Annotated in this window: 21 protein-coding genes and 1 other RNA gene; 13 read left to right on the plus strand and 9 right to left on the minus strand. The window is 43.2% G+C overall.

Translation table 11 applies throughout. The annotated features are described in order from the left end of the window. Nucleotides 1-39: 39 nt before the first annotated feature. From serA to zapA, 5 genes are all read right to left on the minus strand, one after another. The gene (serA, locus tag FCV43_RS16600) at nucleotides 40-1,269 is read right to left on the minus strand and encodes a phosphoglycerate dehydrogenase (RefSeq protein ID WP_113795773.1); all 1,230 of its coding nucleotides are present in this window, start codon (nucleotides 1,267-1,269) and stop codon (nucleotides 40-42) included. Nucleotides 1,270-1,516: 247 nt separating this feature from the next. Further along, a complete protein-coding gene (gene rpiA, locus FCV43_RS16605; RefSeq protein WP_017054657.1) occupies nucleotides 1,517-2,173 on the minus strand; it encodes a ribose-5-phosphate isomerase RpiA in 657 nt (218 codons plus the stop codon). A gap of 77 nt (nucleotides 2,174-2,250) precedes the next feature. After that, nucleotides 2,251-2,844, minus strand: coding sequence for a 5-formyltetrahydrofolate cyclo-ligase (locus tag FCV43_RS16610; RefSeq protein WP_136995805.1), 594 nt, complete (start codon nucleotides 2,842-2,844; stop codon nucleotides 2,251-2,253). A gap of 5 nt (nucleotides 2,845-2,849) precedes the next feature. Then, nucleotides 2,850-3,033, minus strand: a non-coding RNA gene (ssrS, locus tag FCV43_RS16615) — 6S RNA. Nucleotides 3,034-3,050: 17 nt separating this feature from the next. Then, on the minus strand, nucleotides 3,051-3,359 hold the full coding sequence (zapA, locus tag FCV43_RS16620) for a cell division protein ZapA (RefSeq protein ID WP_017054655.1): 309 nt from the start codon (nucleotides 3,357-3,359) through the stop codon (nucleotides 3,051-3,053). A gap of 240 nt (nucleotides 3,360-3,599) precedes the next feature. On the opposite strand from zapA, the gene FCV43_RS16625 reads away from it, so the two are divergent. From FCV43_RS16625 to FCV43_RS16635, 3 genes are read left to right on the plus strand one after another with little or no spacing between them, the layout of a single operon-like run. After that, nucleotides 3,600-4,175, plus strand: a complete 576-nt coding sequence (locus tag FCV43_RS16625; RefSeq protein WP_017054654.1) for a YecA family protein — start codon at nucleotides 3,600-3,602, stop codon at nucleotides 4,173-4,175. A gap of 13 nt (nucleotides 4,176-4,188) precedes the next feature. Then, nucleotides 4,189-5,367 carry a 2-octaprenyl-6-methoxyphenyl hydroxylase gene (gene ubiH, locus FCV43_RS16630; protein ID WP_136995806.1) on the plus strand — a complete coding sequence of 393 codons (1,179 nt, stop codon included), beginning with the start codon at nucleotides 4,189-4,191 and terminating at the stop codon, nucleotides 5,365-5,367. Nucleotides 5,368-5,384: 17 nt separating this feature from the next. Continuing rightward, complete coding sequence (locus FCV43_RS16635; RefSeq protein ID WP_136995807.1) at nucleotides 5,385-6,617, plus strand: FAD-dependent 2-octaprenylphenol hydroxylase; 1,233 nt, start codon at nucleotides 5,385-5,387, stop codon at nucleotides 6,615-6,617. Nucleotides 6,618-6,706: 89 nt separating this feature from the next. Here the strand turns inward: FCV43_RS16635 and FCV43_RS16640 are convergent, their stop codons facing one another. From FCV43_RS16640 to ygfZ, 3 genes are all read right to left on the minus strand, one after another. Next, nucleotides 6,707-6,913, minus strand: a complete 207-nt coding sequence (locus FCV43_RS16640) for a DUF1107 domain-containing protein (RefSeq protein WP_017054651.1) — start codon at nucleotides 6,911-6,913, stop codon at nucleotides 6,707-6,709. Nucleotides 6,914-7,483: 570 nt separating this feature from the next. Next, the gene (locus FCV43_RS16645) at nucleotides 7,484-7,954 is read right to left on the minus strand and encodes an aminoacyl-tRNA deacylase (protein WP_017054650.1); all 471 of its coding nucleotides are present in this window, start codon (nucleotides 7,952-7,954) and stop codon (nucleotides 7,484-7,486) included. A 15-nt stretch (nucleotides 7,955-7,969) separates the two neighbouring features. Continuing rightward, the gene (gene ygfZ / locus FCV43_RS16650) at nucleotides 7,970-8,941 is read right to left on the minus strand and encodes a tRNA-modifying protein YgfZ (RefSeq protein ID WP_113795777.1); all 972 of its coding nucleotides are present in this window, start codon (nucleotides 8,939-8,941) and stop codon (nucleotides 7,970-7,972) included. Nucleotides 8,942-9,092: 151 nt separating this feature from the next. Between ygfZ and FCV43_RS16655 the strand changes: the two genes are divergently transcribed. Then, nucleotides 9,093-9,353: a succinate dehydrogenase assembly factor 2 gene (locus tag FCV43_RS16655; protein ID WP_017054648.1), complete on the plus strand. Its 261-nt coding sequence runs from the start codon at nucleotides 9,093-9,095 to the stop codon at nucleotides 9,351-9,353. Continuing rightward, entirely contained in the window at nucleotides 9,301-9,729 is a 429-nt protein-coding gene (locus FCV43_RS16660; protein ID WP_346762994.1) for a protein YgfX, read from the plus strand. Before FCV43_RS16655 ends, FCV43_RS16660 begins: the two co-directional genes overlap by 53 nt. A gap of 86 nt (nucleotides 9,730-9,815) precedes the next feature. Here FCV43_RS16660 and nadB read toward each other — a convergent pair whose 3' ends face one another. Then, nucleotides 9,816-11,423 (minus strand): L-aspartate oxidase, encoded by a 1,608-nt coding sequence (gene nadB / locus FCV43_RS16665; RefSeq protein ID WP_113795778.1) that lies wholly within the window; start codon nucleotides 11,421-11,423, stop codon nucleotides 9,816-9,818. 338 nt (nucleotides 11,424-11,761) lie between these two features. On the opposite strand from nadB, the gene rpoE reads away from it, so the two are divergent. The 8 genes from rpoE (at nucleotide 11,762) to era (ending at nucleotide 18,997) form a co-directional block, all read left to right on the plus strand. Then, entirely contained in the window at nucleotides 11,762-12,340 is a 579-nt protein-coding gene (gene rpoE / locus FCV43_RS16670; RefSeq protein ID WP_017054646.1) for an RNA polymerase sigma factor RpoE, read from the plus strand. A 26-nt stretch (nucleotides 12,341-12,366) separates the two neighbouring features. Next, a complete protein-coding gene (locus FCV43_RS16675; RefSeq protein WP_017054645.1) occupies nucleotides 12,367-12,981 on the plus strand; it encodes a sigma-E factor negative regulatory protein in 615 nt (204 codons plus the stop codon). Then, entirely contained in the window at nucleotides 12,978-13,955 is a 978-nt protein-coding gene (gene rseB, locus FCV43_RS16680; RefSeq protein ID WP_017054644.1) for a sigma-E factor regulatory protein RseB, read from the plus strand. The genes FCV43_RS16675 and rseB overlap by 4 nt, the downstream gene beginning before the upstream one ends. Beyond that, nucleotides 13,952-14,422, plus strand: coding sequence for a SoxR reducing system RseC family protein (locus tag FCV43_RS16685; RefSeq protein WP_136995809.1), 471 nt, complete (start codon nucleotides 13,952-13,954; stop codon nucleotides 14,420-14,422). The genes rseB and FCV43_RS16685 overlap by 4 nt, the downstream gene beginning before the upstream one ends. 114 nt (nucleotides 14,423-14,536) lie before the next feature. Further along, complete coding sequence (lepA, locus tag FCV43_RS16690) at nucleotides 14,537-16,330, plus strand: translation elongation factor 4 (RefSeq protein ID WP_017054642.1); 1,794 nt, start codon at nucleotides 14,537-14,539, stop codon at nucleotides 16,328-16,330. A gap of 104 nt (nucleotides 16,331-16,434) precedes the next feature. Continuing rightward, entirely contained in the window at nucleotides 16,435-17,331 is an 897-nt protein-coding gene (gene lepB / locus FCV43_RS16695; RefSeq protein WP_136995810.1) for a signal peptidase I, read from the plus strand. Between the two features lie 27 nt (nucleotides 17,332-17,358). Then, a complete protein-coding gene (rnc, locus tag FCV43_RS16700) occupies nucleotides 17,359-18,036 on the plus strand; it encodes a ribonuclease III (protein WP_136995811.1) in 678 nt (225 codons plus the stop codon). Further along, a complete protein-coding gene (era, locus tag FCV43_RS16705; protein ID WP_017054639.1) occupies nucleotides 18,029-18,997 on the plus strand; it encodes a GTPase Era in 969 nt (322 codons plus the stop codon). The genes rnc and era overlap by 8 nt, the downstream gene beginning before the upstream one ends.

The following is an 18,997-nucleotide window of genomic DNA, read 5'->3' on the forward strand; positions in this document are numbered from 1 at the left end:
CATCTCATTGAGATGCCTTTTTCGTTTGTATAGCTTTAATTAGTGCAATAAACGAGCTCGAATCGTCCCTTCGATCTCTTTTAGTTTCAGTAATGCTTCTTCTGAACGATCAGCTTCAACATCGATCACAACGTAGCCCATATCTGCCGTAGTCTGTAGATATTGACCCGCAATGTTGATCCCTTCTTCTGCAAAAATAGTATTGATCTGGGTTAGCACTCCTGGACGGTTCTCATGGATATGTAATAGACGAGATGCGCCAGTATGCAATGGGAGAGATACTTCTGGGAAGTTTACGCTAGATAGCGTTGAGCCATTATCTGAGTACTTAGCAAGCTTACCTGCGACTTCTACACCAATATTCTCTTGAGCTTCCTGAGTTGAACCACCCACATGAGGCGTTAAGATCACGTTGTCGAATTTCATCAATGGAGATTCAAATGGGTCGCTGTTGGTCTTAGGCTCTGTTGGAAAAACATCAATAGCGGCACCAGCAAGATGGCCAGACTCTAGCGCATGGCATAAAGCTGGAATTTCAACGACGGTTCCGCGTGCCGCATTAATAAAAATAGAGCCTGGTTTCATTCGAGCAAACTCATCTGGACCCATCATATCTTTTGTTTCAGCGGTTTCTGGAACGTGCAGAGAGATAACATCACACTTATTAAGCAAGTCGCTCATGGTGTGCACTTGAGTCGCATTTCCTAGCGATAGTTTGTTTTCGATATCATAAAAATAGACACGCATACCGAGGTTTTCAGCAATAATGCCCAGCTGAGTACCAATATGGCCATAACCGATGATCCCTAAACGCTTACCACGAGCTTCATTTGAGTTCTCAGCACTTTTTTTCCAAATGCCACGGTGAGCAAGTGCATTCTTTTCAGGAATACCACGTAGTAACAGTAGGATTTGGCCAAGAACAAGTTCTGCAACACTTCGAGTATTAGAGAATGGAGCATTGAATACCGGAACGCCACGTTTAGCGGCAGCTTTAAGATCTACTTGGTTAGTACCAATACAGAAGCAACCGATAGCAACGAGCTTTTCTGCCGCATCAATGACTTCTTGGCTTATGTTTGTGCGGGAGCGAAGGCCGATGAAGTGTGCATCTTTTACTGCTTCAAGTAATTGGTCATCAGAAAGTGAGCCTTTGTGGTACTCAATGTTGGTGTAGCCTGCGGCTTGAAGTACTTCAACTGAAGAAGGATGGAGGCCTTCAAGCAGTAAAATTTTAATCTTATCTTTTTCCAGTGATACTTTGGCCATTATTCTCGTCCTTTAAAATGGAAAGGTGGGCAAATACGGCGCACGTGCTACAAAAAGGTTGAAAGGGGAAAAAATCAACAGTTTTATATAGAGACAAACATCTTCCCTGTGCGTCTTCTGTCCAATAAAGTAGCAAAAAAAAATTGTTTTGGGTAAGAAAATTACGGAATAAGGCATAATTTTATATATAGGAAATAAAAAAGCAGCACCGAATGGCGCTGCTTGTAATCAAATAACGAAAATTCGATTATTCTTCTATTTTGGCACCTTCAGGAGTACCTGTGATAACAACGTCTGCACCACGATGAGCAAATAGGCCATTAGTTACAACGCCAGCGATGCCATTGATTGTCTCTTCAAGCTTCTTCGCATCTGTAATTTTTAGTCCGTGAACATCTAAAATTACATTACCATTGTCAGTAATTACGCCTTCTCGGTAAGCGGGATCGCCACCAAGTTTTACTAGCTCACGACCCACGTAAGAGCGAGCCATCGGAATAACTTCAACTGGTAGTGGAAAGTTTCCTAGAACATCAACCGCTTTTGTTCCGTCAACAATGCAGATGAACTTGTCAGAGATTGCCGCAACAATTTTCTCACGAGTTAGCGCAGCACCACCACCTTTGATCATGTCACGGGTAGGGTTGATTTCATCAGCGCCATCAACATAAACATCAAGTTTTGCTACGTCATTACACTCAAATACTTCAATGCCTAGTTTTTGTAATTTTTCGGTAGAAGCAATAGAGCTTGAAACGGCACCTTTAATGTCATCTTTCATTGTGCCTAAAGCATCGATGAAGTGATCCACGGTAGAACCTGTACCTACGCCTACAATACTTCCTGATTCAACGTACTTAAGTGCTGCCCAACCTGCCGCTTTTTTCATTTCATCTTGAGTCATGCCTATCTCCTGAATTGATAACCTATTAATCTAAATAGAAGTTGTTAACTTTGCGGCGCGATTATAGCGAGTTATGTTTACTTTTCCCATTGCCAAGTTTTCGTTGGAGTCACGATCTTAGGCAAAGGTATATCCCAAATCTCTGTTGGAAGGCGATCGACGTGTTGGCAATCATGCGCGATTCCAATAGGCCGAGCACCGATCCCAGTGTTAAACCATTTCGATAATGTTCGGTCATAATAGCCCCCACCCATACCTAATCGGTGTCCTGTGGTATCAAAACCGACTAAAGGGGTACAGACAAGATCAAGTTCAGATACCGGCTTTATCAGTATTTGATTGAGTTTTGGCTCGACGATGCCGTACTTGTTATAAGTCATTGGTGTGTCGTTGGTGTAATGAAGAAACAGTAGGTGCCCAGGAGAAAAAGGGTGTAACACGGGCAAATAAACGTGCTTACCTAAATCCCAGAGAGATTGAATGAGTGGTTTGGTATCTATCTCGCCATCAGCAGAAATATACAACGCAATATGTTGAGCGGTCTGAAAATCAGGAAGAGATAAGCATTGATTAGTAATATCTAAACTTGCTTCATACTGTTGTTCACTGGAAAGTGCATTGCGTTTTTGGCGGATTAACTGACGAAATTCATTTCGAGTTAGTATTTTCATGAAGAGATTACCCCAAAGTGCCGTTGAGAATTGTGGCCCTTGAACCAGCGAGTTCAAGGCGGATCAGCAATGATTACCGTAGGCTTCTCGGTACAAGCCGAGCATGCTCAATAGCACTCAAGTACTAACCCTTAGGGATTGCTTATCGGCTCGGGGACTTAAATCCTCTGACAAACACTCCAGGGTAAATTTGGGCTTATAAAAAGCTATTGCGGTCCATGCTTAACATTACGTAATACACCTTCAAGCGATGTAGTGAGCTTTTCCATTCGCTCTGTTATTGCATTTTTTTCATCGTTGGCTTCAAATTGCTTAGTTTGTAGTTCATAACAAACATTCAATGCTGCAATTGTGAGAAGTTGAACCTCATTAGTAACTTTAGTTCGCTCTGCCATCTCTTTCAATCGATTATCAAGATCGTTAGCTGCTTGGGTCAATGCCTCTTCTTGTCCTGGTGGACAATTAACTCGAGTCAGTTTTCCTAAAATTTCAACTTCTACCGCTTGACTACTCATGATGGATGAACTCTTTGCGCTATCTTAAATGGGCTTCTCAGCAACCACCGAGGATGAAACTATAGGTAAAGCGCAATTAAGATTCAAGCTTTTCAGAAAGTCTATGTCGAAATGAGAGCTCGACGACACAGTAAATCGGCAGATTGAGCAAATGCTGTTCATATTTCCGGATATCATCATTTCGAGATGTGGGGTGAAATGGTAGGATTAAACAAACTTTAAGACTTAGTAGATATTGAAATGAGCAAAATAACACTTCCAGATTACTTAAAAGCGGCCACTGAGCTTCAAGGCGCAAGTTTAGCCGTTAACCCAGCAGAGATGCATGGCCTGCTAACCGGAATGTTAAGCGGTGGGTTGAATTTATCCGATAAGAGTTGGCAACCACTGATTTTTGATTATACCAATGATGGTATGGGTTGGCCGGATCGCGCTCTTGTTATTGCTGAGTCAACATTGAAAGCAACAATTGATGAGATCACCGGAACGGATTTAGACCTGACTCTACTGCTGCCTGATGACGGTGCCGATGCGAGCCTGTTTGATCTTGCTGATGGCGTTTCGGATTGGATCAATCACTTTATTTCGGGGCTTGGTTTAGCGGGAGCCCCATTAAATAAAGCCTCGGTTCATGCGAAAGAGGCCCTTTCTGATCTTGAAGAGATGGCAAAACTGGGTATTGATGAAGATGATGATCTTGAAGAGCAGGCTCAACTTCTCGAACAGGTGATTGAGCATGTGAAGGCATGTGTACTAACTATCCATGCTGAGTTTGGTGTGAAACCAACACAAGAGTCAGCCCCAACGATCCATTAATTGGAATGTTACGATGAAGCAATTTGATGTAGTTATTGCTGGTGGTGCAATGGCGGGCGCAACATTGGCGCTTGCATTAAATAAATTAAGCGATGAAAAGCTATCTATTGCCGTTGTCGAACCTTTTGTTGTCGATCACCAAGCGCATCCAGGTTTTGATTCGCGTTCGATTGCTTTGTCTTATGGCACGGTAAAAATATTAGAAAAGCTAGGATTGTGGGCGTCAGTCTCAAGTGTTGCCACTGCGATTCAACATATTCATGTCTCTGATCGCTCTCATGCAGGCATGACGAATATTACCAGTGAAGAGTTACAGGTTGATGCTTTAGGCTATGTGGTTGAATTAGCTCATGTCGGGCAGATATATCAACAAAAAATGCAGCAAGCCGATAATATTACCTTACTCTGCCCGAACTCGGTGAAACGGGTCGAGCGCGATCAAGATAATGTGACGATCCAATTAGATGATGACTCATTGATTCAAGCGAGACTGTTGGTTGCGGCTGATGGCGCTATTTCGACATGTTGTGAGCAGATCGGCTTAGCGTTAACCGAGCATGACTTCGAGCAAGTCGCGGTTATCGCCAATATTTCGGTTAGTGATCGTCATCAAGGCCGTGCGTTTGAGCGTTTTACCGCTAATGGGCCGGTGGCACTGTTACCGATGAGTGATAACCGAATGTCATTAGTTTGGTGTTTGCCTCCTGAAGACGCTCAACACATACTGAATTTAGACGATGAGCACTTTCTTGAGTCGCTTCAACAAGCATTTGGTTGGCGTTTAGGCAAGCTAACGAAGGTGGGACAACGAGCAAGTTACCCACTATTGCTGCGTTATCGAGAGCAAAATACGTCACACCGTTTTGCTATTGTCGGTAATGCCGCTCAAACTTTACATCCTATTGCTGGGCAGGGGTTCAATCTTGGCATCCGAGATGTCGCTAGCCTAGCAGAAGAGGTGGTGACTCATATCGACGATCCTGGTCAATTTAAAGGATTGATGCAATTTAGCCAGCGACGAGAGAGTGATCGAAAGACAACGGTGGCACTGACATCATCACTTGTTCATCTGTTTTCTAATGATGCATTAACACTTCGAATTGGACGTAATTTAGGGTTGATGGCAATGGAGAACTGCTCTCCACTGAAAACGCCATTACTACGTCGTACACTAGGTCTAGTAGAAAGATAATAGGGTAAGTAGAAACAATGATGCAAAGTGTCGATATCGCCATTGTAGGCGGTGGAATGGTAGGACTGGCTCTTGCCGCAGCGTTAAAAGATAGTGAATTGCGAATAGCCGTAATAGAGGGTAAAGCGCCAAATTCAGAATTGGCAGACTTACCCGATGTTCGTGTTTCTGCTCTTAGCCGCTCTAGTGAAACGATTTTACGTAACTTGGGTGCTTGGCAAGGCATTATACAGCGTCGCTCTTCTCCTTATCAGGCGATGGAAGTGTGGGAGCAGGATAGCTTTGCTCGCATCGAGTTCAGTGCAAATCAGTTATCTCAACCGAATCTAGGCCACATTGTAGAAAACCGAGTGATTCAACTGGCACTGTTAGAACAAGTCCAGCAGCAGAGTAACGTTTCACTGTTTATGCCTGCGACGTGTCAATCTATGGCGATAGGTGAAAGTGAAGCTTGGTTAACATTAGATAATGGCCAAGCATTGACGGCTAAATTAGTTGTTGGTGCCGATGGTGCAAATTCTTGGGTTCGTCAGCAGCAAGATATTCCCTTAACGCATTGGGATTATGGACATAGCGCTGTCGTCGCCAATATTAAGACAAAAGATGCCCATAACACGGTAGCAAGACAGATATTTACTTCCCAAGGTCCACTGGCATTTCTGCCACTTGAGTCTAGCCATATGAGTTCTATTGTGTGGTCTACCGACCCTAGCCGTGCTGAACGATTGATCGCCATGTCAGAGTCAGAATTTAATAAGGCATTAACCGCAGAATTTGATGCGAAGCTTGGGTTGTGTGAAGTGGTAGGTATTCGTGCTGCTTTTCCTCTTAAGATGCGCTATGCGCGTGATTTTGTGGTTGATCGTGTCGCCCTTGTCGGAGATGCCGCTCACACCATTCATCCACTTGCAGGACAAGGTGTTAACTTAGGTCTGCTCGATGCGGCAAGTTTGGCTCAAGAGATCAAGCATTTATGGGCGTTAGGTGAGGATGTTGGCACTAAACGTAACTTGCGAGGCTACGAGCGTTGGCGTAAAGCAGAAGCGGCAAAAATGATCGCTTCTATGCAAGGGTTTAAAGATCTGTTTGAAGGAAGTAACCCAGCCAAGAAATTGTTCCGAGGTATTGGAATGAAGTTGGTGGGGCAACTGCCAGGCGCAAAAGATGAAATAATGAAACGAGCGCTAGGGTTGAAAGGGAATTTACCAGAGTTGGCAAAGCACCCTAAGCTAGTGGTACCTAAGCACTAATCACGAACAGGATTCTCGTGGGCTTATGAATGACAAAGGGTTGATACATCTGTATCAACCCTTTTAAATATTTATTCGAGAAAAGAGCGTTAAGCGTAGGCGCAGCGTAGCTTCATTATCTCTTGATTGATTTCATTAACCGTTTTGAAATGACGTTGTTCTGCTTGTTCAGGCAAGATAAGCTTTCCGTTGTTAAACTCAAATTTACCTACTCCATATATATAGATCCTTCCTTTAAATAGTCGACTAACATGTTTAGCAATCATCCCTGGAGTATAGCGCTTAAACAGTCTCATATTTTATTCCTTTTTATTTTCCTAGCCCTGCGAATTATAGATAGTCTTCGGATATTTATTGTGACAAGACCGAAGATAAGTGCAGTGTTATGTTCTTATATTGGATATTTGTGCTGCTGTAGGCAGTTTTTTGGATTTATATCTAATTCAGTGTGATGTTACCCTAAAATAATATTAACCAAATGAACTGCCTCTCTCTTTTTAGGTAGGAGTATTAAGCCGCACTATTATGACGTTTTAAAGAATAGCGTGAATTTTACTGAAAGTGTTAATTTTATGTTAATTTAAGCAAAAAAAAGCCCGCATTGAGCGCGGGCGAATAGTCACAGATGCATTACACAAAAGTGGATGTACTGATTGACTCAGTGGATTCACTTTGATGGCTAAACTCTTGGCTATGTCCAACCAGATTTAGTCAACACAAGAAGGTTACAATAAAATTCACAATGTGACTATTTATGTTAATTAATTGATTTAAAATTCACCGTTAATATGTATTACTTATGATCTAAACCAAAGCGAGCGATGTAATAAATTGTTTATTACATATTTTTTATAGCCAGCGTCACATTAAGATTCTTTGCAAATATCAGCAAAAATAGGCTGACAGAGATCAACGAGCGTTTGTCTGTCGAGTGCAATCCCTGCCATCGTGCTACCACTACTGATGGTCACTTCTGAATGCTGAAGAATTTTATGATCAAATATAATAGGCATTGATCGTTTCAGTAATAGCGGGGTAACGGTGCCAATTTGATAGCCAGTGATCTTCTCTACATCCGCTAGACTCACGCAAGTCATACGCTTGCATTGCAATATTGCGCGAACTTTCTTGGGATCAATGGCTTGATCTCCTGGTGCACATGCTAAAGCAAGCTGATGATTCATATCTCGCAGTAGAATAGACTTCACCATTTGTTCGGGCTGAATACCGCGTTGTTGTGCGGCATCTTCGATATTGATGGCTGGTGTTTGGTGAGGCAACAAACGAAACGGTATCTGTTGCATCTCCAAGAATTGCATTAAGTTAGTTGAGATCATGATAATTCGCAGGCCTTATTCATCATCTAAAGAGTAGGGTAGTGCTTCAATTGCCCACTGACTTGTTGGCTGATCTTTAAGGCGTAGCTGTACGTCATCATCTAAATTATTTGGCAATACGATAAGACCAATAGCGACACCATTATCGAATTGATAGTGCTTCATTAGCGTCCCCGCGCTTCGCCAGTTATCGCCCACCGCGCGTTCTAGCTCAATAGGTGTATCAACGGGAAGTGGGTGGCTTGTCGTGCCGCTGACAATAAACATCGCACGCTTATTGATGCCACGGTATTTGGCTCTAGCGACTGTCTCTTGTCCTGTGTAGCACCCCTTTGAAAAGCTAATACCATTCAGGGCTTGTAAGTTTAAAGCTTGTGGAATGTGTTCATTCTGGTTGGTTTGAGTGATTTGAGGTTGTGCGTGCTCAATATCAAAACGTGTCCATACTGATTCATCCACATTCACCGCTTCAATGGTGTCGATGATCTGTTTTGCGCGCTCTTGGTTCACTAACAGAACCCAGCGGTTCTTATCAATTTTGACTGCGCTACCGCCATCAATGTCACGAACATCACCTTGGGTTGCATTTAGGCTTTTCACATATTGTTCAGCGTTTTCACCAATGAGACCGAGAACTACATCTTCGCCCTGTTCGATATCGACCTTAGAGAAAATGGCGTATTTTTTAATTTCAGTCAGCTCGATATCAATCGCAGATTTTTGTTGCAGTAGCGCATAGCCGCCGTTGTGATGAAATAGGCGAAAGATGCTCCACACTTTTCCTTTTGCGTCGCAATGTGCGCCGAGAGTTGATTGTGTCGCAGTTAAAGAAACAACATCACAGGTCACTTGCCCTTGAAGGTAGGATTTTTTATCGTCACCAATCATGGTGATAGTACCAAGTTGATCTAAGACTGAAATCATTAAGCTTGGCAGTGCTGCATCTCTATTTTGAGATATAGGTGCGAAATCGTTGAGCGAGTTCATATGATCATTACCTAAATATGGTTGAATTCCCTTTATGTTAATCTTGTTAGGATTTTTTGTCAGCATTGATAGGGACTGTGACTCACTTAGTGGTTGAATTTATGTGGGCTTGGTACACTTCGAGTAAATAACCATAAGGTGAGGATAAGCAATGTACACCGCAGAACAAAAAGCACGCATCAAATGGGGCTGCCGTCGAGGAATGCTTGAATTAGACGTCGTAATCATGCCTTTTTTTGAAGAATGTTTTGATACTCTTCAAGAACAAGAACAGCGTGATTTTGTTTCATTATTGGAGTGCGATGATCCTGATTTATTTACTTGGATCATGGGTCACTCTCGTAGCGAAAACCTAGGTCATGCTTGTATGGTTGATAAAATTGTCGCGCATAACCTCAGTAAAGTGCGCTAAGCTCCAAATTTTCCGCTCTAAAATTGCTCATGTATTGACGATTGCGATCGTGCTTTCTATTACATGGGCAATCATTTTTTCTCCCATACCTTTAGTCGTGAGTGTTTTCATCGGCTCTAAGTTATTTATCTACTGGTTTCATCAGCAAATTCTTCCTACCGCTATTTTGGGATCCGTGACGATTCACGGTCGCACCTCTTTTGATTGGCAGGAGGAAAACTATTCGATCAGAGGCGTTAACCTTCTGTTCGCTTGGTGGTTTATTGCTTTAAAAGATAATCGAGGGTCTGGGTATTTAATTTGGCGAGATGGTTGCAGTAACATAGATTATCGACATTTACTGGTAGTGCTTAAAAACGCGCACAGAAGCCGTTAAATCGATCGTAACGAGATGTACAAAGAGAGACGTTACGGAATAGATAAATGAAAGGGAGCATGCATGCTCCCTTAAATTATCGACAATTAACGTTTTGGAACAAGGATTGTTGGGCCACTATCTTCAGCCAATTCTGGGTAATCCAGAGTATAGTGAAGACCACGGCTCTCCTTACGTTGCATTGCGCATTTTACCATCAGTTCAGCGACTTGCAGTAGGTTACGTAATTCCAGTAAGTTGTTTGATACACGGAAGTTACTGTAATACTCATGAGTCTCTTGTTGTAGCAACTGAATACGACGAAGTGCACGTTCAAGACGTTTGTCAGTCCGTACAATGCCCATGTAATCCCACATAAATAGGCGTAGCTCATGCCAGTTATGCTGAATGATTACCTCTTCATCTGAATCTCCGACTTTGCTTTCATCCCATGGTGGCAATGATGGAGGAAGTTCAGCTTGTTGGATATTTTCAATGATATCTTTCGCCGCTGCCCAGGCGTATACCACACATTCAAGCAGAGAGTTCGATGCCATGCGATTTGCACCGTGAAGACCTGTGTAACTGACTTCACCAATGGCATAAAGCTGACTAATATCCGTTTGTCCTTGTTTACCTACCATGACGCCACCACAGGTATAATGAGCGGCAGGAACGATTGGGATGGGCTCTTTGGTCATATCAATACCCAAGTCCATCAAGCGAGTATGGATCATTGGGAAGTGCGCCGTAATGAACTCTTCAGGCTTATGACTGATGTCGACGTACATGCAATCTGCGCCTAAACGCTTCATCTCAAAGTCTATCGCTCTTGCAACAACATCACGCGGAGCAAGTTCGCCACGCTCATCAAAATCAGGCATGAAACGAGTGCCATCTGGGCGTTTCAGGTATGCGCCTTCGCCTCGTAAAGCTTCTGTTAGCAAGAAATTGCGAGCTTCTGGATGGAATAAACAAGTTGGGTGGAATTGGTTGAATTCAAGGTTTGCAACACGACAACCCGCACGCCAAGCCATGGCAATCCCATCGCCAGAGGAAACGTCAGGGTTTGAAGTATATTGGTATACTTTTGATGCACCGCCAGTCGCGAGAACGACAAATTTAGCTCGAACCGTTTCAACATGCTCTTGATTTCGGTTCCATATATAAGCACCTACTATTTTGTCTTTATCACCACCGACTTTATCTTCAGTGATAAGATCCAACGCGTTATGGCGCTCTAAAACAGTAATGTTGGGGTGGTTATGAACATTGTCCTGAAGAGAGGTTTGCATCGCCATGCCTGTCGCATCAGCAGCATGAAGAATACGACGGTGGCTATGCCCACCTTCTCTTGTGAGGTGGTAGCGAGGTGCTTCATCGGTATCATTTTCAACTCGATCAAATGGCACACCGCCATCAATCAACCATTGCACACATTCCTTTGCATTTTCAGCGATAAATTTAACGGTATCTTCTTCGCATAATCCAGCGCCTGCAATTTGCGTATCTTGTACGTGAGACTCAATACTGTCTGATTCATCAAATACAGCGGCAATACCACCTTGAGCGTAGTAAGTTGCGCCTTCACTACGAGGGCCTTTACTTAATACGATTACTTTTCCATATTCAGCGACACGTAACGCTAACGACAAACCTGCCGCGCCACTTCCTACCACTAATACATCACATTGATGTTCACGGTTTACGTTCATAAAACTATTAAAATCCCGATCTATAGTAGAGTTTCCTACTCTTATCCAACTGCATTGGTAACGTATTTTAGCTCAGAATCTGTCGCTATCAATGCAATACTTTGTAAATGCCATTGCTTTTCGCTAATGTGGCCCTCAAATTCCTTGAGAATTATTATTTTTAGATTACATCACATAACGAAGTATTAATGACAAATATTTTAGAATCATTTGAACTTTCTAAAATAACTTTAGTCACAATAGTGCTCGTGTAAGCGGTGGAGTCAATACTACATTCTGCATAATTAGAGCCCATATCTGAGAAGGTATAGGGCAGAACAATAGGAGTACACGCTCGAATGAACGAGCAGCTGACCGACCAGGTATTGATAGAGCGAGTTCAGAGCGGAGATAAGCAAGCCTTTAATCTTTTGGTTATTAAGTACCAAAATAAAGTGTGCAATCTTATTTCTCGGTATGTGAATAATTCTGGTGATGTACCAGATGTCGCACAAGAAGCATTTATTAAAGCTTATCGTGCAATTCCAAACTTCCGAGGAGAAAGTGCGTTCTACACTTGGTTATATCGTATTGCTGTGAATACCGCTAAAAATCACATTGTTGCCCAAAGTCGTAGACCGCCGGCGAGTGATGTTGATGCTGAAGACGCTGAATACTACGAAACGGGTAATGCATTAAAAGAAATTTCGAACCCTGAGAACTTAACGCTGTCCAAAGAATTGAAGCAGGTAGTTTTCAGTGCAATCGAAGCGTTACCTGAAGATTTAAAGACTGCAATGACGTTACGAGAGCTAGAAGGCTTGAGTTACGAAGAAATTGCAGAAGTGATGGATTGTCCCGTAGGAACAGTACGTTCGCGTATTTTCCGTGCTCGTGAAGCGGTGGAAAAGAAAATTAACCCTCTTTTACAGCGCTAATAGTAGTAATTAATATGGTGAAAATAATGGCTGACAAAGAAAAGCTTTCGGCACTCATGGATGGAGAGTCAATCGATACTGCTCTAATTGCAGAGACTGAGATTGATCAAGAAAGCCAGCAAACTTGGCAGAACTATCACTTAATCGGTGATGTGATGCGTGGTGATACCCCCAATAATTTGGAGTGGAACATAGCAGACGGCGTGATGGCTGCTTTGGATAATGAGCCAGCGCATACTAAACTAGATAATGTAACGGATTTGCATACAGCCAAAATTGAATCACAACCAACACCTATGCAGGCGAAAAGACAATTGCCAGCGTGGTTGGCTCAATTTGGTCAGGTCGCAATGGCGGCATGTGTATCCATGGTCGTTATTTTAGGCGTCCAGCAATATAGTGGTAGTGAATCAAACCAAGCTAACGTTGCTCAGATCCCAGTGCTACAAACGGTTCCTTTTTCAGGAAGTGTTGAACCTGTGAGTCTGACTCGTGAGTCTGTACATAAAGGCCCAAGCGAAGCGAATGTACAAGAACAACGTCGTCGCATTAACGCTTTGTTGCAAGATTATGAGTTACAATTGAGATTAAACAGTGATACATCCGTCGTTGATGAACACCAAGAATCGGTAATTGAATGAAAAAAATTCTAATCAGTGCATTGACGCTGGCTAGTTTGATGATCCCTCAAGCCTTTGCAGAAGAGAAACCTGCGGAGGCTTTATTACATCAGATGAGCGAAGCGAGTTTGCATCTTAATTATGAGCTTTCTTATATCTTAATTAAGAAAAATAGCATTGAGCCGTTGCTCTATCGTCATGCGAACAGTGACCAGCAATTGGCGCACTTAGTTTATTTAAGTGGTCCCGTTCGAGAAGTGATTCGCCGTGGCAATGAAGTGAGTTATGTCGAGCCAGGCATTGACCCTTTTACCATTGAATCTGGGAAAATGGTCGCGCCAGTTATGCCGATGTTAATGAGTAATATTGATGAGCTAAATCAGTATTACGACTACGTAAAAGTGGGACGAGCACGTGAGGCTGGTGCTGCGGCTCAAGTGCTACGGATTGTTCCAAAAGATGGCTTGAGATACTCCTACGTGTTATGGGTTGATGAAAAAAGCAAGCTACCATTACGTGCAGATCTGATTGATCGTGATGGCGAGGTGTTGGAACAATACCGAACGATTTCGTATGCAGTGAACAGTAAAATAGCCGATGTCATGAGCGGCTTGCAGCAAGCGCAATTACCAGAAGTGCTTTCTCTTCCTAAAGGGAATGTAAAGCAGAGTGATTGGAAAGTAAGTTGGGTGCCTGATGGCTTTCAGGCTAAAGATATGAATCGCTATCGAATGGCAACAACGGGTCGTATGGTTGAGAGCCAAATGTACAGCGATGGTCTATTTAATTTTTCAATCTATGTCGCAGACAAAGATGATAACTCGCTAAAAGGCCAGTTAGTTCGCCAAGGTCGTCGGACATTACATAGCTTCCTCAACGGTTCTCACGAAATTACCGTGGTTGGTGATATTCCGCCTGCAACGGCAAAGCGGATCGCTGAGTCAGTGACACTCCCGGCAATGACAAGCATTGCATCAGAGAAAAAAAGCCAATGATGACAGCATTAGCAACGATAACGGATGTTCACTCTACACCTAATGGTTATCAGGTGGCGTTAAGTTGTGAGCAAACGACAAGTTGCAGCAGTTGCTCATCTCAAAAAAGTTGTGGGACGGGCATCGTGTCAAAGGCGGTGGGTAATAAAGCGTTAAATTGGGAGTTGACCACCAAAAGCCTAGTGCATGAAGGGCAAGTGGTTGAAATTGGCTTTCCAGAAAAAAGCTTACTGCAATCCGCCGCTATTGTGTATTTAGTTCCGCTGTTTATGTTGATGGTTGGAGCGGCTGTAGGCCAATTGCTTATCGCACCCACATTGCAACTTGGGGAAGGGGCGGTGATCCTGACTTCAGCGCTTTTTGCATACGCTGGTTTGTGGTTATCTAAGCGTCTCTCAAAACCGATAGCCGAGCAATCTCAACAAGAAGTGATTCTTATCAGAGTGCTTGGTGAGCCAATTACCTAATATATGGTGCGTAGCGTGCCGAAATTGGGTAGAATCTGCCAACTTGATTGAAATGCCGTCAGCGTACGGCTTTCTTATTCTTCCATTTATAAAGAGCTAAGTCACACCAAGCCTATGAAGCACATTCGTAATTTTTCCATTATTGCCCATATCGACCACGGTAAATCGACCCTTTCTGACCGCTTGATCCAAGTTTGTGGCGGATTAAGTGAACGCGAAATGGACGCGCAAGTTCTCGATTCAATGGATCTAGAACGTGAACGTGGTATCACAATTAAAGCGCAAAGTGTGACGCTGGACTATAAAGCTCAAGATGGTGAAACTTACCAGCTTAACTTTATCGATACTCCAGGACACGTCGACTTTTCGTATGAAGTTTCTCGTTCATTAGCGGCCTGTGAAGGTGCGCTATTGGTGGTGGATGCAGGCCAAGGGGTTGAAGCTCAAACTCTTGCGAACTGTTACACCGCCATCGAAATGGATCTAGAAGTTGTTCCAATCCTAAACAAGATTGACCTACCAGCGGCAGATCCTGAACGCGTAGCTGAAGAGATTGAAGAAATTGTTGGTATCGACGCGATGGAAGCCACGCGTTGTTCTGCAAAAACAGGTTTAGGCGTTGATGAAGTTCTTGAAACCATCGTAAAACAGATCCCAGCACCAGAAGGTGATCCAGAAGCGGCAACTCAAGCTCTGATCATTGACTCATGGTTTGATAACTACTTAGGTGTTGTCTCTTTGGTTCGAATCAAAAATGGTTCACTGAAGAAAAACGACAAAATTAAAGTCATGAGTACAGGCCAAATTTGGGGTATTGACCGTATCGGTATCTTTACACCAAAACAGATCGATACTGATGTCTTGAACACTGGCGAAGTGGGTTGGGTGGTTTGTGGTATTAAAGACATTCTAGGTGCACCAGTCGGCGATACGCTAACGCACGCTAAAGGCGGGTGTGAAGAGCGTCTACCAGGTTTCCAAAAAGTGAAGCCACAAGTGTATGCAGGCCTATTCCCAGTATCTTCTGATGATTACGAAAACTTCCGTGATGCACTGGGCAAATTAAGCTTGAATGACGCGTCGTTATTCTATGAACCAGAAAGTTCAGCAGCACTTGGTTTTGGTTTCCGTTGTGGCTTCTTAGGAATGCTACACATGGAGATCATTCAAGAGCGTTTAGAGCGTGAGTATGACTTAGACCTGATTACAACAGCACCAACCGTAGTGTACGAAGTCGTGCTAAATAACGGTGATCTACTGTATGTCGATAGTCCGTCAAAACTTCCGGCGACCAATGATCTTGAAGAGATCCGTGAGCCTATTGCACGCTGTAATATCTTAGTACCGTCTGACTACCTAGGAAACGTAATCAGCCTATGTGTTGAGAAGCGTGGCGTACAGGTTGATATGGTTTACCACGGTAACCAAGTTGCACTTACGTACGATATTCCAATGTCAGAAGTGGTTTTAGACTTCTTTGACCGTTTGAAATCAACGTCTCGTGGTTACGCGTCGTTAGACTACAACTTCCAGCGTTATGAAACATCGAACATGGTTCGTGTTGATGTATTGATTAACGGTGACCGAGTTGATGCGCTTGCAATCATTACTCACCACGACAATGCGCAGAGTCGCGGTCGTCTATTGGTTGAGAAGATGAAAGAATTCATTCCTCGTCAAATGTTTGATATTGCAATTCAAGCGGCAATTGGTGCGCATATCATCGCTCGTTCAACCGTTAAGCAGTTGCGTAAAAACGTAATCGCAAAATGTTACGGTGGCGATATCAGCCGTAAGAAAAAACTGTTGAAGAAACAGAAAGAAGGTAAGAAGCGAATGAAGCAGATCGGTAACGTTGAACTGCCTCAAGAAGCATTCCTTGCGATTCTTCATGTTGGTAAAGACTAATTATTAGCGCTTTAGTCACTTGTTATGCAAGTTAAGCTGTAGTGCAATTTAAGTGAAAGAGTTTCGGCTCTTTCACTTTTGTATTTTTTAGATAAGGGAAGTCAATGGCTAATACATTTTCACTGATTCTTGTAATAGTAACGCTTGTTACTGGTCTTGTTTGGACGCTAGAGAAATTAGTATGGGGCAAGAAACGTCAGCAAAAAGTGGCAGATGTTGAGGCTCAAACGAATGGTATTGATGACGCTGTAGCCGCAAAAGTCGCTCAACAACCGTGGTGGATTGAAAACAGTGTTTCCATCTTCCCTGTGATCGCTTTTGTATTAGTATTGCGCTCTTTTATCTTTGAACCGTTTCAAATTCCATCAGGCTCAATGATGCCAACGTTATTGGTTGGAGATTTCATCTTAGTGGAAAAATACGCTTACGGAATTAAAGACCCCGTTTGGCGTACTCAGTTAGTTGAAACAGGCAAGCCTGAACGTGGTGATACCGTGGTATTTAAATACCCACCGCAACCAAATATCGATTACATTAAGCGTGTTGTTGGTATGCCGGGTGATACGGTACGTTACAGCAGTGATAAAGAAGTATGCATTCAGCCTAAAGGCGAGCGCAGTTGTACGCCTGTGAAGCTAAGCAATGTGGTTGAAAGTGAGTTTATCCAAAATGGTATTCCACTGGTTCAACTTGATGAGCAGCTAAGCGAGCAAGGGCACCAAATTTTAATTAATCCATTACGTCGTGATCGCGTTGAAGCGTATCAACCTCGTGGTGGTGTCAATGAGTGGATCGTTCCACAAGGTCAGTACTTTGTTATGGGTGATAACCGTGATAACAGTGCTGATAGCCGCTACTGGGGTTTTGTCCCTGAAGCGAACTTAGTCGGCAAAGCGGTCGCAATTTGGATCAGCTTTGAGTTTGAACGTAGTGCAGACAGCGTGTTGCCTGCATGGATTCCAACTGGTGTGCGTTTTAACCGCATCGGTGGTCTTCATTAATCGATACATTTAACCAATAGAGAAAGTATGAATTCTCCAATTGCTAAACTAGAGAGAAGGCTCGGCTATCAGTTTAATGATGCTGAGCTTATGAACCTGGCGCTGACTCACCGTAGCGCCAATGGTAAACACAATGAACGTCTTGAGTTTCTGGGCGATTCAATTTTAAGTTTTGTCATTGCTGATGAACTTTATCACCGTTTTCCAAAGGTGAATGAAGGGGACATGAGCCGTATGCGTGCAACACTTGTGCGTGGCCATACATTGGCAGAACTAGGTCGAGAATTTGATCTAGGAGATTATTTAAAATTAGGTCCAGGTGAGTTGAAAAGTGGCGGTTTCCGTCGTGATTCTATCCTTGCAGATGCTGTGGAAGCGATCATCGGCGCTATCTATTTAGATAGTGATGTCGAAGTGATTCGTGGCGTAGTATTAAGCTGGTATAAAACTCGCCTAGATTCAATTGAGCCTGGTGTGTCACAAAAAGATCCAAAGACTCGCTTACAAGAGTTTTTGCAAGGTAGAAGAAAGTCGCTACCTGTCTATACAGTGACTAATATTAAAGGTGAAGCACACAACCAAGAGTTTACGGTTTCGTGTGATGTGGCAGGTGTGGATAAACCTGTTATCGGTAAAGGCACCAGCCGCCGCAAGGCAGAGCAAGCGGCCGCTGAAACAGCACTAGAGCAACTGACCAATGTCTGATAACAATGAATTCGATATTGATGCTTATTTCGCATCAGAGAAAGTAGAGCCAAGCTTACCGGAAAACCAACATTGTGGTTTTATCGCTATCGTTGGCCGCCCAAACGTTGGTAAATCGACACTTTTGAACCATATTTTAGGACAAAAGATCTCGATCACCTCGCGTAAACCTCAAACGACTCGTCACCGTATCATGGGTGTTGAAACGGAAGGGGATTACCAAGCGATTTACGTTGATACTCCAGGGCTTCATATTGAAGAGAAGCGAGCGATTAACCGTTTGATGAACCGTGCGGCGAACAGCTCTCTGAGTGATGTGAACCTGGTTTTCTTCCTAGTAGACGGTACTCATTGGACTGATGATGACGAGATGGTACTTAACAAACTGAAGAAGACTGATTTCCCAGTTGTGTTATGCATCAATAAAGTCGATAACGTTCAAGACCGTAACGATGTTATGCATCACATGCAGGCAGTTTCTGAAAAGATGGACTTCCTTGATGTTGTGCCAATTTCAGCAAAGAATGGTAAGAACATTGATGTATTGCGTAAGCATGTACATGAGCATCTACCAAAAGCAACGCATCACTTCCCAGAAGAGTATGTGACAGACCGTTCTCAACGTTTTATGGCGTCAGAAATTATCCGTGAAAAGCTAATGCGCTTCACGGGTGATGAGCTACCATATTCGGTGACGGTAGAGATCGAACGCTTTGATTACAATCCTGATAACGACGGATTCCATATCAATGCATTGATCTTAGTTGAACGTACTGGTCAGAAAAAAATGGTGATTGGTAAAGCTGGCGAAAAGATCAAAACCATTGGTCGCGAAGCTCGTCTGGATATGGAAGAACTATTCGGGCGTAAAGTTTACCTAGAAACTTGGGTTAAAGTTAAATCTGGCTGGGCTGATGATGAACGAGCATTGCGTAGCTTAGGTTATATCGACGATTTGTAA

This window comes from Vibrio genomosp. F6, assembly GCF_005146325.1.
Taxonomy (GTDB): Bacteria; Pseudomonadota; Gammaproteobacteria; order Enterobacterales; family Vibrionaceae; genus Vibrio; species Vibrio cortegadensis.

Excerpts from the sequence above, each read along its gene's own strand:
- serA (WP_113795773.1), bottom strand. The coding sequence starts at position 1,269 with ATGGCCAAAGTATCACTGGAAAAAGATAAGATTAAAATTTTACTGCTT.
- rpiA (WP_017054657.1), bottom strand. The coding sequence starts at position 2,173 with ATGACTCAAGATGAAATGAAAAAAGCGGCAGGTTGGGCAGCACTTAAG.
- FCV43_RS16610 (WP_136995805.1), bottom strand. The coding sequence starts at position 2,844 with ATGAAAATACTAACTCGAAATGAATTTCGTCAGTTAATCCGCCAAAAA.
- zapA (WP_017054655.1), bottom strand. The coding sequence starts at position 3,359 with ATGAGTAGTCAAGCGGTAGAAGTTGAAATTTTAGGAAAACTGACTCGA.
- FCV43_RS16625 (WP_017054654.1), top strand. The coding sequence starts at position 3,600 with ATGAGCAAAATAACACTTCCAGATTACTTAAAAGCGGCCACTGAGCTT.
- ubiH (WP_136995806.1), top strand. The coding sequence starts at position 4,189 with ATGAAGCAATTTGATGTAGTTATTGCTGGTGGTGCAATGGCGGGCGCA.
- FCV43_RS16635 (WP_136995807.1), top strand. The coding sequence starts at position 5,385 with ATGATGCAAAGTGTCGATATCGCCATTGTAGGCGGTGGAATGGTAGGA.
- FCV43_RS16640 (WP_017054651.1), bottom strand. The coding sequence starts at position 6,913 with ATGAGACTGTTTAAGCGCTATACTCCAGGGATGATTGCTAAACATGTT.
- FCV43_RS16645 (WP_017054650.1), bottom strand. The coding sequence starts at position 7,954 with ATGATCTCAACTAACTTAATGCAATTCTTGGAGATGCAACAGATACCG.
- ygfZ (WP_113795777.1), bottom strand. The coding sequence starts at position 8,941 with ATGAACTCGCTCAACGATTTCGCACCTATATCTCAAAATAGAGATGCA.
- FCV43_RS16655 (WP_017054648.1), top strand. The coding sequence starts at position 9,093 with ATGTACACCGCAGAACAAAAAGCACGCATCAAATGGGGCTGCCGTCGA.
- FCV43_RS16660 (WP_346762994.1), top strand. The coding sequence starts at position 9,301 with ATGCTTGTATGGTTGATAAAATTGTCGCGCATAACCTCAGTAAAGTGC.
- nadB (WP_113795778.1), bottom strand. The coding sequence starts at position 11,423 with ATGAACGTAAACCGTGAACATCAATGTGATGTATTAGTGGTAGGAAGT.
- rpoE (WP_017054646.1), top strand. The coding sequence starts at position 11,762 with ATGAACGAGCAGCTGACCGACCAGGTATTGATAGAGCGAGTTCAGAGC.
- FCV43_RS16675 (WP_017054645.1), top strand. The coding sequence starts at position 12,367 with ATGGCTGACAAAGAAAAGCTTTCGGCACTCATGGATGGAGAGTCAATC.
- rseB (WP_017054644.1), top strand. The coding sequence starts at position 12,978 with ATGAAAAAAATTCTAATCAGTGCATTGACGCTGGCTAGTTTGATGATC.
- FCV43_RS16685 (WP_136995809.1), top strand. The coding sequence starts at position 13,952 with ATGATGACAGCATTAGCAACGATAACGGATGTTCACTCTACACCTAAT.
- lepA (WP_017054642.1), top strand. The coding sequence starts at position 14,537 with ATGAAGCACATTCGTAATTTTTCCATTATTGCCCATATCGACCACGGT.
- lepB (WP_136995810.1), top strand. The coding sequence starts at position 16,435 with ATGGCTAATACATTTTCACTGATTCTTGTAATAGTAACGCTTGTTACT.
- rnc (WP_136995811.1), top strand. The coding sequence starts at position 17,359 with ATGAATTCTCCAATTGCTAAACTAGAGAGAAGGCTCGGCTATCAGTTT.
- era (WP_017054639.1), top strand. The coding sequence starts at position 18,029 with ATGTCTGATAACAATGAATTCGATATTGATGCTTATTTCGCATCAGAG.